Source organism: Endozoicomonas sp. ALE010, assembly GCF_049310165.1.
Lineage (GTDB): Bacteria > Pseudomonadota > Gammaproteobacteria > Pseudomonadales > Endozoicomonadaceae > Endozoicomonas.
In genome coordinates this window covers 1-13,060 of sequence record NZ_JBLYNV010000003.1, presented here as the reverse complement: position 1 = coordinate 13,060, position 13,060 = coordinate 1, and the positions used below count along the sequence as shown (strand labels likewise).

Genomic DNA, 13,060 nt, shown 5'->3' with positions numbered 1-13,060 from the left:
TCAAACTCATTGAAACCATGTACTAATTCAACCGTACCGTTTTGTTTTCACTGAAGGTCAGCTGATAGCTCACTGCCTGTTCACCCGGGTCGACAATTTCCAGTCCCAAGCGGATAGGTTGTGCTTTAGGCATTTCGTCTGAGCCGGCCAGCTCGCCACCGAGGTATTCCGATGGGGTAAAGGTGCGGTTAGCCACCAGTCGGCCGTTGATATCGGTAAAGGTCAGCTTTAAGTCTGGAAACGGTTGTGGGTGCCTGGCTTCATTAATGATGACAGCATCTACCTGCAGGGCGTTGTCTTGATCAGGATGGCTGCGTACCACAAGATCAACGCTTTTAATGGCATTGAGGTTGACCATAGGGGGAAGTGTGCAGGAAAGCAGATTGCAGGTCATGGCATAAGCCGGTCGCAGGGCAGGGTTCAGTGACAGTGTACTGCGGTTGAACCAGGCAAATTGCAGTGTCAGCAACACCAGCAGGCTGCAGGCCGCAACACCCCAGTAGGTTCTTTTCCTGCGGAGCTGTTGTTCGTTAATGGTTTCTTCGGTTTCTCGCTGGTCCAGTTCGTGAATCAGGGTTTCGATGCTTTGCTGGTGGTAGCCATCATATTGGATGGGCGCAGTGGCAACCTTTGCCTTTATGGAAGGGTCAAGGTCTTTGCTTCTGGACGTTTCCGGTTGTGTTGAATCCGGTTTTTTAACCGGTTTTTGCTGTTGGACGACCAGTGTTTCCCGCAGCTTTTTTCTGGTTTGAGTGGGTGTCTGGGGTTCTTCCCGGTGGACAGAGGGGGATATTTCAACGTTTTCAGTGGGGGTGTTGAATGCCGCCTTTTCTTGTTCTTTCAGGCGCGGTAGCTGGTCTATGGCATTAAAAACCTGAAGGCATGAACCGCAACGCACCGAACCCCAGGCAGCCTTAAGCTGGGCATGGGTAATGCGGAATATGGTCTGGCAGTGGGGGCAAGTGACACTTGACGGCGTCATGTTGACTGTTTACCTGATCTTGAAGCAGCATTTTTTATTAGACCAGAGCCCCCGTACTGAATCCAGTCTAATTGATAATGCAGGTACTTTTGTTTCTATTGAAACCCGGGGAGTAACAAGTTCTGTCATACCTGCATCACATCAATGCCAGCTTATGAACGTCGCTTACCAGAAAGCATGGCCCAGCCATCAAAGGTGACTGCTGTATCCATGGCAAACCACTGTTCATAGGTTTGAATTATTTCATCCGCCTGCTCAGCCAGAATACCGGACAGAGCAATGGAACCGCCTTCCCTGGTCAGACTGGCCAGTTTGGGAGCCAGTTGAGTCAAAGGGCCAGCAAGAATGTTGGCCAGTACTATATCAGCCTGATCCGCTGGTTCATCATCGGGCAGAAAAACTTCCAGTTTATCCACCGGAATGTTATTCCGTTTAGCATTCTCGATAGTGGCTTCCAGTGCCTGCGGATCCAGGTCAACACCGACTGCGGATTGTGCACCCAGAAGGAGTGCTGCAATAGCAAGGATGCCAGAACCACAACCATAGTCGATAACTGTTTTGCCAGTCAGGTTATTCTGCTGATCCAGCCAACGCAGGCAGAGTGCTGTGGTGGGGTGCGTCCCGGTGCCGAAGGCCAGGCCCGGGTCCAGCATCAGGTTAACAGCCTCAGGATCGGGAACGTCTTTCCAGCTGGGGCAAACCCACAGGCGGTCACCAAACTGCATGGGGTGGAAGTGGGTCATCCACTCCCGTTCCCAGTCTTTATCTTCCACCAGTTCGACCTTGTGATCAGGGAAAGGGTTCAGTCCGGCATGTTCTTTGAGAAAGGGTATGACATCATCGGTGCGGGTCTGGGCATCAAACAAGCCAACAACAACGGTGTTATTCCACAGCGGTGTGGTACCCAGCTCTGGTTCATAGACCGGTTGATCTTTTGCATCCTGCAGGGTGACCGCACAGGCACCGGCTTCCAGAAGCAGGTCTTCCAGAATTTCAGCATGGTCAGAAGTTGTGTCCAGTCTGACTTGAATCCAAGACATTGTGTTACCCAGAATGAAAAGCAATAAGAATTCCCACCTGTTCTTCAGGAAAGAAATTCATGGAACATAGGCGACTTATTGTAGCTGAGCACTGGTATTTCATAAACATTTGCTGGCTGATCGCCCAATAAAAAGAAAGGCCATCTCCTTTGGGAGACGGCCTTGCCAAAGAGTAAAAAAACGGGAAATCACTCAGCCAGTTTCTTTTCCAGATAGTGAATACTGACACCACCTTCCTTGAAGTGAGTATCAGTCACCAACGCCTGATGAAGAGGAATATTGGTTTTAATCCCTTCAATAACGGTTTCATCGAGTGCGTTCTTCATCCGGATAAGGGCCGTTTCACGATCCGGACCATAACTGATGATCTTGGCGATCAGGGAATCATAGTAAGGAGGAACGCTGTAACCGTTGTACAGATGGCTGTCCACGCGAACACCATTGCCGCCCGGTGCATGGAACTGCAAAACCTTGCCTGGTGATGGCATAAAGGTTTTTGGGTCTTCGGCGTTGATTCGACATTCGAAGGCGTGGCCTTTGAGTTCGATATCGTCCTGACCAACGCTCAGAGGCAGGCCGCTGGCAATTCTCAGCTGCTCTTTGACAATATCAATGCCGCTGATTAGTTCGGTCACCGGGTGCTCAACCTGAACCCGGGTGTTCATTTCGATGAAATAGAACTCACCGTTTTCATACAGGAATTCAAAGGTTCCAGCACCTTTGTAGCCCAGCTCAATACAGGCACGGGTACAGGCGCTGGCCACTTCCTGGCGCTTCTCTTCCGGAATGCCGGGCGCAGGCGCTTCTTCAATAACCTTCTGATGACGACGTTGCAAAGAGCAGTCGCGGTCACCCAGATGGATGGCGTTACCCTGGCCATCGGCCAGCACCTGGAACTCCACATGACGTGGGTTTTGCAGGAATTTCTCCAGGTAAACCGTATCATTGTTGAATGCCGCACCGGCTTCTGATTTGGTCAGGGCGACGGAGCTGATCAGGTCTTCTTCGTTGTAGACCACGCGCATGCCGCGGCCACCGCCACCGCCGGCAGCCTTGATGATCACCGGATAACCAATATCCCGGGCAATAGCCATGGTGCGGCTGTGATCGTCAGTGAGAGAGCCATTAGAGCCAGGAACCGTGGGAACACCGGCTTTCTGCATGGCTTCGATTGCTGAGACTTTGTCCCCCATCAGGCGGATAACGTCGGCGGAAGGCCCGATAAAGGTAAAGCCACTGCGTTCTACCTGTTCAGCAAAATCTGCATTTTCGGACAGGAAGCCGTAACCCGGGTGAATTGCGGTGGCGTGAGTCACCTCGGCGGCACTGATGATGGCAGGAATATTGAGATAGCTGTCTGCCGGGTTGTTTGGACCGATACAGACGGACTCATCCGCCAGGTGCAGATGCATAAGGTCAGCATCGGCCTTGGAGTGAACCGCAACGGTCTTGATGCCCAGCTCTTTGCAGGCCCTTAATATTCTGAGAGCAATTTCGCCCCGGTTGGCTATTACGACTTTATCGAGCATAACGCGATTCTCAGGCGATTATCAGACAATAGTGAACAGGGGCTGGTCGAACTCAACAGGCTGACCATTCTCGACCAGAACGGCATCAATAGTGCCGGATTTGTCCGCCTTGATCTGGTTCATCATCTTCATGGCTTCAACAATGCAGAGTACATCACCTTCCTTAACCTGCTGGCCGACTTTGGCGAAGTCAGGCGCATCCGGTGACGGAGCACCGTAGAAAGTACCAACCATGGGAGACTTGACCTGATGGCCCGAAACGACAGGCTCAGCAATAACAGGTGCAGCTGCTTCAGTGGCAGCGGGGGCAGCAGCAGGAGCCGTGGCTGTTGCAGCAGCCGGGTAGGCAATGGGGGCGGCGGCTACAGGTGCATTTTTCGAGTAACGGCTGATACGAACGGACTCTTCACCCTCATGGATTTCGAGCTCATCAATACCTGATTCTTCCAGCAGCTCAATGAGCTTTTTTACTTTTCTGATATCCATTGTCAGTCTCAAATGCTTGTACTGGCAGCACTGGCTGGCCAGTCTGGTTGATTTTGCGAAAAATCGAACACTCTACTTGGCGAGTGCAGGATCCCCGGTGGTCAGTTTTTGCCTGACAGTGCCACTGTTTAAAAGGGGGTAAGGCAGTTGCACTGTGATTAACGTAAATCAGAACGTTGTCCTGTGTTGGTGCCGCGTTCTGAAAAAATGGTTCGCGTTCTTATGGCTCCGGCTGTCTGGCAAGTCTGTCAACTGCGGCAGACAGTGCCATTTCGTAGCCTTTAGGTCCCAGTCCGGCAATAACCCCTTCAGCAACGTCACTGAAATAGGAGTGATGACGGAACGGCTCCCTGCAATGAATGTTCGAAAGGTGTACTTCAATAAATGGAATAGCAACCCCAAGCAGTGCGTCCCGCAGTGCCACACTGGTGTGAGTGAAAGCGGCCGGGTTGATGATGATAAAGCGTACGCCATCCTTGCCTGACTGATGAATACGATCTATCAGTAGATGTTCCGCATTGCTTTGAAAGCTTTCCAGCTTGAGGCCTGCATCAGTAGCCAGCTGGACAAGGTTCTGGCAGATCTGTTCAAGCGTGGTTGCACCGTAAACACCGGGCTCTCGAGTGCCAAGCAGATTCAGGTTTGGACCATTGAGCACAAGAATGTCGGCCATGTTTATCCTCTTAAGACCCCAATGGTCACCGTTGCGACCCTGACCAATGAGAAAGCTTCAGTAGTCAGCCTACTTTGGTTAACCTGGCTACGCAGTTGACCTTTGAAATACATCGCAATCGTTATTGATCTGGCATTTTGCCCCATTGTCAAGAGTGCGTCCAGTTTGTGCGTGTTACAGGAGGTTAACGACAGTTACGAAGCATTTCATGCCCGTTTCAGACAAGTTCAGACATCTGTAGTTGTTCCGGAGGCTATCAGCAGTTTTGTCAGCTTTTGATGCAGCTGCAAGGCGGTGATTTCACCCTGGGATTTTAGTGCAGGCAACTCACTCCCACTGGCATCAAAAAACAGCATGGCGGGAGGTCCGAACAGTTGATGCTGGTTGAGGAACTGCTGGTGTTCCAGCGTATTATCGGTGATATCCAGCTTGATCAGGGCTATTCTGGCCAACTGATCAGTGACCAGCGGGTCTGGGAACACGGTCCGCTCAATGATTTTGCAGGATATGCACCAGTCAGCATAGAAATCCACCAGGGCTGGCTGGTTGTTCAGGGCTGCGTCTGCCAGCAGGTTATTCAGTTCATTCACTGTTGTTACGGTCTTGAAGCGGGAACTCTCTGTCTGTTCAGTGGTGCTTTCTATTGCAGTGCTGCTTTTACCCAATAACGGATTCAATGGGTCACTATTGCCCATGGCGGCACCAATAATCAGGCAGGTTCCATAGATCAGACAGAGTATGCCGACGGTCTGTCGGAACATCTGGTGCGCTTCTTTCAGATTGGTGTGAAGAGCGCCCAGGAATACGGCGCTGCCAATTAGCAAAGCACCCCACAGGAAGAGCGTGACTGATGGAGCGATAACCCGTCCCAGCATCCAGATGGCGACGCCCAGAAGTAATACGCCAAAGAATGAGCGAACACCGTTCATCCAGGCCCCGGACCTTGGCAGCAAGTGCCTTCCGCCTAACGCCAGGACAAATAAGGGAATGCCCATGCCCAGACCCAGGGCAAACAGTGTCAGCCCACCAAACAGGGCATCACCGGTTGAGCTGATATAGATCAGTGCACCGGCCAGGGGTGCCGAGACACACGGGGAAACCACCAGCGCAGACAATAACCCCATCACGGCAGCCCCCGACAAGCTGCCTGAATTTTGCTGGCTGCCACTGAGTTTGTCCCGAACCCGGGCGGGCAGCTGTAACTCGTAAAGGCCAAACATACTCAGGGCCAGCAGCGCAAAGAGTATTGCCACAGGGATCAGCAGCCATGGGGATTGGAGTTTTGCCTGAAGGTTCAGACTGGCACCAAACAGCCCCATTAATGTACCGGCAATGGCAAAGATGGCTGACATGGTGAGTATATAGGTCATCGTCAGGGCAATGGTCCGGGTTTTGGTCTGTGCCCTGGTTCCCAGTATCAGGCTGGACAGTATCGGGAACATGGGCAGGACACAGGGCGTAAGGCTAAGGCCAATACCCGCGAGGACAAAAAGGAGTAGCGCAATCGGCAGACTGTTCTGTTCCAGCTGCTGCTGGAAGGCGTTCCCGGAGTCTGATACCGCCATAAGGGTAACACTGGCTGAAACGGGCGAATCATTGACTTGGGTAATCACCAATGGAATAACAACTTTATGGGGTGGATAACACAGTCCAGCCCTGGCACAGCCCTGGAAGCCGATTTCCAGTTCCGGCAGGTTGCCTGAATGGTTGGCAGGAACTTTGATAACCAGGTTTTCACTGAATACTTCCAGTTCTTTGTTGTAATAAGGGTCAAAAATCGCTTCACCGGCAGGATAGTCAGCTGCACCCAGTGTTGAGATATCGGTTACCGGCGTAAAGGTGAAACGGTGCTTATAAAGGTAGTGCTCTGGTTTTACAGCAACATTAATGATCGCCGAACCCTGCTCAATTTGCCCGGTGAATTGAAAGGCTTCTTCGACTGGAAGAAAACCCTGGTTTTTTCTGGGTTCTGCCCCGAATAACTGGCTCAGATTGGCCTGAGCAGATATTGAGATTACCAGACTCAGGAAAAGGGGCCAGAGCAGGCGGAGTTGGCATTTTGGCATATAAGCAGCTGTTTATAATGGTGAATACTATGTATTGTGCAGTGATATATCAGAGATGCAAGTAGAGAGGGGCTTACAGAGAAAAGAAAACAGCAGAAATGAGTGGAAAAGCTCAGGTCGAAACCTGAGCCATAAGGAAAGTCAGCCTTTATAGTTGGCGGCAGACTTTTTGATGACTTCCAGGGCCGCTTCGGAACCTTCCCAGCCATCAATCTTGACCCACTTGCCAGGCTCAAGATCTTTATAGTTTTCAAAGAAGTGTTCAATCTGCTGGAGCAGCAGGGCTGGCAGATCTGTGTATTCTTTTACGTCTTTGTAGAGCGTGGAGAGTTTGTCGTGAGGAACGGCAATCAGCTTCTCGTCACGGCCACTTTCGTCAGACATGTTCAGCATGCCGACAGGACGGCAGCGAATAACTGAGCCCGGGATAACCGGGTAGGGTGTCACCACCAGAACGTCCAGAGGGTCGCCATCGTCAGCCAGGGTCTGGTTGATGTAACCGTAGTTGGCTGGGTAGAACATTGGGGTTGCCATAAAGCGGTCAACCAGAATGGCATCCATATCCTTGTCAACTTCGTACTTAATTGGCGAAGCATTGGCAGGGATTTCGATAATGACGTAGATGTCTTCTGGCAGACTTTTGCCAGCAGGAACAGATGAATAGCTCATTGACAGTCAATCTCTGTGTGAGGTCAGTTTGAAATTGCCGCGTATTATATAGAGTTTGTTACGCTCTTTTCCACTTGTAAGGGGTATCCCGCCCGGGAACCCGGGAGTGCATCTGGGCCTGGCTTGCTGGCATTGCATATTTCCGGCTGCTTATGCTCAGCTATCTGCTTGATTGAGAGCTAAAATTAATTCATTGTCAGTCGCTGGCGTGAGCTGGATTCATAAGCCAAAGGAGGTGATTGTGAGATCGATCACTGTTGAAGATTGCATGACCCCCAAAGTTGTTACCGTTTCTCCGGATATTCAAGTTGCTGAAGCCATCCGTATTCTGCTGCAACACAATATTACGGCAGCACCGGTAGTCGACAATGAAGGTACGCTTATCGGGATTCTTTCAGAATCAGACTGCCTCGAAGGGACATTGAATGGCAGCTATTTTTCCCAGGATGCGGGATTGGTGCGTGATTATATGACCATTCAAGTGGTCACCGCTGCCCCACAAGAAGATATTATCACTGTGTATCAGCGATTTATGACCGATAAGGCTTACCGTGTTCCAGTTGTTGAAGATGGAAACCTGGTGGGCATACTCAGTCCCAAAGATTTGATGTCTGCAGTTCTCGAATTTTATGAACGCCCGGTCGATTCTGCATAATTGACTTGCCAACCCGGACGATTCATTGATTATCTTGATTCATTCCATGAAATACCTGCTTTCAGGGTTATTACTTTAATTTATATTTTTAATTAATAAATTTTTTTAATTCCCTTTGTTTATTAATTTTGCTTTTCATTCATCAGCTAGACTTTTTCTTTATAGATTGGATATTTTTGAAAAGGAATTTGCATGGGCAGCACAATTTCTCCTCCTACGGGCCGTCATCCGTCATCACCAATTGATGGTTCGTCCTCAGAGTCTGAGTCAGGAAAAGAGGGGACTATGGTTACTCCTTATGGCTCTCGTAAAGTGACGGCCTCCAAAGTGGGCAAAGGAGATCCTTCTGTTCGAGGTGAAAAAGCGCATGATTCTGTAGTTCACCCTCCGGGGGAGAGAACGGTTAAACCTCAACAGGACTCATTGCCATCTTTAAATCCAGTTCCTGATGATGCTGAAGATGGTCCGGGGCCAAACCTTGATTCTACTGAAGCGAGATTATCGGCACCTGATTTGCCTGAAAGAGCATCTGCTGATAATACACTGCCCAATAATGAAGGGTCACGTTCATTTCCATCGACTCATGATTCCCGTGTTGAAAAGGGTTTGTATTGTGATCCATTAGAACCTGAACACCATGAAACAATCTTATCACCGGTTGACGAAGATGAAATTATGTCGGTAACCACTGAGCTTGCAGAAGAGCCTCGTAATGTCAGGACACATGAAATGTTGCCCAGGCATGATTCCAGCAGGTTGTTTGGGCCTGAATTTGGCACAGCAGTGGGACAGATTGTCAGAGAAAACAGAAATCCTGAGCATTCTGAAAGTAAGCTTCCGGCTCGTATTAAACCGCTTGCGGCTCATAGTAAAACGTCATCGATGGATGATGAATCGGACGTTGCCAGCGTTTCGATCGAAGGCGGTGGTCTTGATGATGATCCAACCGTTAGGAGTGGTGGTTCAGTCACTATTGAAGGAGGGGGGGATAAAACCAGCAAAAAGCTATTTCAGCGAGTATTGGGTGCAATTAACAAATTGTTGAATGTGGTCAAAAATAACCCGCTATGGGCTGGATTTGTGATTTGCAGCGCCATTTTTCTTATCACTCTCATGGTAGGACAACCTTATGCAGCGATGTTTTTTGCAATTTGTGCCCTGGCTTTTCTGGGCGTGGCTTTGGGGGTAACAGCGTATAATCTTAGTAAACCGCAGAATCCATCACAGAGTAATAGTGGTCAGAACCAGAATCCACAAAATCCACAGAGTCCACAAAATCCACAGAATTCACAGAGTCAACAGAGTTCACAGAATTCTCCGGAAGACAGAACACAGACTGACCCAGAGACATCAACCACCAGAACTGAATCTGGCTCAAGCCCACACCCAGGTCCCGGTGGCAGGGATGACAGGCAGACGATAACAGAATCACGGCGACCCCCTGTCAGTAATGGCAGAAGTGAGCCACCTGTCACAGGAGGCAGGGCCTCCAATGCGGCAACGCAAACGGTGGAGGGAGAAAATACCAACGATCTTGCAACAAATCTTGAAAAATTCACACAATTGATCAACGAAAACTTCAGTCCATTCTCAAGTAAGGTTCATGCTCCAGAACAATGGAAGAAGAACTCTCAGGAACCGGACAGAAAAGTTGATAGAGAAACCTTAGAAAAGGTATCGACTGCTGCAGTAGGCCTTATCGACCAGTTTCGCCATATTAAGGACCATAGAGACAGCAAAGGTTCTGATATTTTTCAATATGCCAGGCTGTCTGAGGTTGAAAAGCAAACGAATCAGCTGATGGATTTAATAGAGCCTACAGATGCGTTTATTGAACAATTGACGAATACAGTTTATATGCAATTCGCTGACCCAAAGCTTTCCCCTGATCCAAATGCTTCACCACTGAGCATTGGTGATACGCGCAGACGACTGGAAAATTTTGCTAATAAAGATATGAAGGGAGTTGAGTTTTTTGATCTGTTGGTTGAGTTTGTCCGGGCGGCAAAAGCTTATAGAAAAGGTAGAATGATGTTTGGAGATAAAGCCGGTCCTGATGCTGAATCAGTCCCTTTATCTGTAAAAACTCCGATGTCCGCTCCAAAAGATGATTTGGATGATGAGTTACCAGAATAAGCGGATAAACGGCATTATTAAGTAGTAAAAAACCGAGCTAAAAGTCATTGTCGTAATTTTATATATAAATGATTTTCTGAATTTCTTTTTATAAAAAGAAATCGACCAATGTGTAATTGGCAAGAACGTTGTTTCATAACCTAAAGTTAAAGAAGCGACTTAACGGATATTCAAAATGACAGGGAGTCACTCATGAGTACCTCCATTGGCGGTGTGGATTCTTCCAGTAGCGAATCTGGAGAAAACCCCAAAACCGTTACCTTGAATGATGGCAGGATTAATTCACTCCGGGCTGCCGGCTATACCGATGCCCAGATTGAAGCCTTGTTATCAATGGCTGACCCGGATGATCAGGGTAACTCGCTAACCCCCACCCACTTCTACTCGGTTAATAAGCAGACACTGAACTCGCTTAGATATACGGGACAGCTTGATGAAGCGTCACAGAAGCTGGTTTATTTACAGGCACCTGTCGCCATGGTTCAGGAGGTCAGTAATCCGGCGAACTGGAATGGTGATAATTATATAGGTCCCGGAGCGTCACAAATCAATGCATATCTGATGGGCGAACCAGTGGATTTCACCAAGCCCAGCCTGGACGCATTGATTATGGGCGTGCTGACGGCCCGGGCAGATATTCTCCAGACACAACTGGAAGACCAGATAGAGTCCATCAATCAGAAAAATGATTTGCTGGAAGAGGCCAATATGTATTTGGCCAAAGCCAAGGAGAAAAAGGCAGCGGCTGGCACGTCAGGCTCTTCCATGATGTCAAAGGATATGATTGATTTCTGGAAACAAATGGGCGCTCAGACTGACCGAAGCGGTAATGACGATAGTCATAATGCTGCTGAGTGGGATGCCAATATTGAGCATTTGAAATCAAAAATTGAGTCGCTGACCAGTCAATCACAATTGCAAACCACCAAGCTTCAACAGACTATCAATAAATACAACCAGACGTTTGAAATGCTTTCTAATTTTATCAACAAGTACTTTCAGTCCATAAGTACTATTATTCAAAATATGCGTTAACTCATGGAGGAGTCACACGTGAATAGTGAAGATCTGAATTATGAAGGTGCAGAACTTGAAGACAAGCTCATGAATTTCTTCGGTGAGGGGGGAACCTTCAAAGATTTGAAAAACTTGAGTGATGATGCCATGGAAGCAATATACTCAGTTGCCTACAATCTTTATCAGGGTGGAAAGTACGAAGAAGCAACGAAAGTTTTTCAATTCTTGTGTTTTTACGACCATTTCAATCGTAAATACTTTCTTGGATTAGGTGCCTGTCAACAAATGCAGAAACAATACGACAGCGCCATCGAGATCTTCTCATTTGCTACTCTTCTGGATTCTGATGATCCCCGACCAATGATGTATATCGGCGATTGTCATTTAGCGAAAGGCGACAGGGAAAAGGCTCAGATTTCTTATGAGACTTCCATTGATTGGGCCGGTGATAGCCCGGAATATGCCAAGGATCTGGAACGTGCCAAAAATATGCTGGAAAATCTAAAATAGCCAGGGAGTAAGCAGAATGGATGGTATCCAACAGGGGTATTCGGCGGGGCAGATACCACAACAGGCGGGTATAGACCCATCACTCCGGCAACAACAGACCGATCAGGTTGCGCAAAAAGAAACAGTCAGTCGTGGTTATTCGGAGCAAAACACGGTATCGACGAATCAGGTTCAGGAGAATATTTCTCCTCCCCTTAAGCCGCCGCACAGTCTGGATGTTCCAGCGAAAGGCTCAGATACTCCTTCTGGAAAAGTCCTCAAGGAGATCTCTGTTTTTTCCGAAATCCAGAAGCTGAGTAAAACGAACCCTGAAGCGGTAAAGCTTGGTCTGGCTTCTGAGGCAGTGATCGAACAAGGTGGTCAGGATTATTTGGCTCTGGTCACTGGTGATCTGAAAGCCTTCGCCGAGGGGCCTGGCGGGCGGCCGAATCCACTGGCGGGTCATATCAGTTCTATGCAGAGCAACAAGGACCACCTGTTGTCCATGGGTTACAGTAATGAGCTGGTTGATGGAATGTTGAAATTGGCTGACCCGAAAGATCCGGATAACTCCCTGAGGACCATGCATTCATTCTCTGCCCAGGTGGGTGGCAAACTTGCCGGTGATGACTCGCTTGGACAGCTGGGTGATCTTTTTGCCGATACTTTCAACAAAGTTGCCAACCTGAAAGGGGGACCCACAGACCTTCAAAAAGAATTGCAAGCTGAACTGAAGGCCTTTACTTCAACATTCCTGGATTCAAATAAAACGCTGGATGTGGATACTGCAACTCAAATGCTGATGCAAATTCAGACCAAGTTGCAGGACAGTCGTCTGGTATTCAACCAGGAAAATATCAAAATTAATGAGCAACAGCGACAGCAGGTTTCGGAAAAACGGTTGGCAAAGATTGCCGAATCGATTGAAAAAGCGGAAGAAGCCAAAGAATCAGGAAAGATCGCTAAAATATTCGGTTATATAGCCGTCGCTCTCATGGCTGTTGTTATGGTTGTTATGTTTGCTACGGGTGTTGGTTCGCCATTAGCCATGGGGCTCATGGCCGCATGTCTGGCTCTGACCGTGATGATGACTGTTTCTTCCGAGACCGGCGACTGGATGAACAAGGGAGTTGCCTCGATCTTCGAGGCATTTGGTGCGAATGAAGACCAGGCCATGATTGGCGCGATGGTGTTCTGGTCGTCCTTGATTCTGGTAATGAGTCTTGGTGGTGCGTTTGCCGGTGGGGGGGCCAGTGCTGCGGCTACAGCGGCGAACGCAACTTCTCAGGGTACTGCTGCGGCGGCGGGTGGTGCATCC

12 protein-coding genes are annotated in these 13,060 nt (G+C 48.8%); 5 read left to right on the top strand and 7 right to left on the bottom strand.

Annotated features, from left to right (window positions below; translation table 11 throughout):
* Positions 1–22: 22 nt before the first annotated feature.
* The 7 genes from ACO6UY_RS02205 to ppa all read right to left on the bottom strand — a co-directional run bounded on the left by ACO6UY_RS02205 (position 23) and on the right by ppa (position 7,445).
* Positions 23–982, bottom strand: a complete 960-nt coding sequence (locus tag ACO6UY_RS02205) for a DUF3426 domain-containing protein (protein ID WP_422460860.1) — start codon at positions 980–982, stop codon at positions 23–25.
* A gap of 152 nt (positions 983–1,134) precedes the next feature.
* Positions 1,135–2,022 (bottom strand): 50S ribosomal protein L11 methyltransferase, encoded by an 888-nt coding sequence (gene prmA / locus ACO6UY_RS02200; protein ID WP_422460862.1) that lies wholly within the window; start codon positions 2,020–2,022, stop codon positions 1,135–1,137.
* A 188-nt stretch (positions 2,023–2,210) separates the two neighbouring features.
* Positions 2,211–3,551, bottom strand: coding sequence for an acetyl-CoA carboxylase biotin carboxylase subunit (accC, locus tag ACO6UY_RS02195; RefSeq protein WP_422460864.1), 1,341 nt, complete (start codon positions 3,549–3,551; stop codon positions 2,211–2,213).
* Between the two features lie 21 nt (positions 3,552–3,572).
* Complete coding sequence (gene accB, locus ACO6UY_RS02190; RefSeq protein ID WP_422446258.1) at positions 3,573–4,037, bottom strand: acetyl-CoA carboxylase biotin carboxyl carrier protein; 465 nt, start codon at positions 4,035–4,037, stop codon at positions 3,573–3,575.
* Positions 4,038–4,257: 220 nt separating this feature from the next.
* Entirely contained in the window at positions 4,258–4,710 is a 453-nt protein-coding gene (gene aroQ, locus ACO6UY_RS02185) for a type II 3-dehydroquinate dehydratase (protein WP_422446256.1), read from the bottom strand.
* A gap of 227 nt (positions 4,711–4,937) precedes the next feature.
* Positions 4,938–6,776, bottom strand: a complete 1,839-nt coding sequence (dsbD, locus tag ACO6UY_RS02180) for a protein-disulfide reductase DsbD (RefSeq protein WP_422446254.1) — start codon at positions 6,774–6,776, stop codon at positions 4,938–4,940.
* Between the two features lie 141 nt (positions 6,777–6,917).
* Positions 6,918–7,445: an inorganic diphosphatase gene (gene ppa / locus ACO6UY_RS02175; protein WP_101745973.1), complete on the bottom strand. Its 528-nt coding sequence runs from the start codon at positions 7,443–7,445 to the stop codon at positions 6,918–6,920.
* A gap of 241 nt (positions 7,446–7,686) precedes the next feature.
* Between ppa and ACO6UY_RS02170 the strand changes: the two genes are divergently transcribed.
* The 5 genes from ACO6UY_RS02170 to sctE form a co-directional block, all read left to right on the top strand.
* Positions 7,687–8,100 carry a CBS domain-containing protein gene (locus tag ACO6UY_RS02170; protein WP_422460866.1) on the top strand — a complete coding sequence of 138 codons (414 nt, stop codon included), beginning with the start codon at positions 7,687–7,689 and terminating at the stop codon, positions 8,098–8,100.
* 192 nt (positions 8,101–8,292) lie between these two features.
* Positions 8,293–10,236 (top strand): hypothetical protein, encoded by a 1,944-nt coding sequence (locus tag ACO6UY_RS02165; RefSeq protein WP_422488918.1) that lies wholly within the window; start codon positions 8,293–8,295, stop codon positions 10,234–10,236.
* 192 nt (positions 10,237–10,428) lie between these two features.
* Positions 10,429–11,271 carry a hypothetical protein gene (locus tag ACO6UY_RS02160; protein ID WP_422446248.1) on the top strand — a complete coding sequence of 281 codons (843 nt, stop codon included), beginning with the start codon at positions 10,429–10,431 and terminating at the stop codon, positions 11,269–11,271.
* Between the two features lie 18 nt (positions 11,272–11,289).
* On the top strand, positions 11,290–11,763 hold the full coding sequence (locus ACO6UY_RS02155; RefSeq protein ID WP_422446246.1) for a SycD/LcrH family type III secretion system chaperone: 474 nt from the start codon (positions 11,290–11,292) through the stop codon (positions 11,761–11,763).
* Positions 11,764–11,779: 16 nt separating this feature from the next.
* The coding region (gene sctE / locus ACO6UY_RS02150; RefSeq protein WP_422488917.1) for a type III secretion system translocon subunit SctE at positions 11,780–13,060 on the top strand (1,281 nt) is incomplete at its 3' end.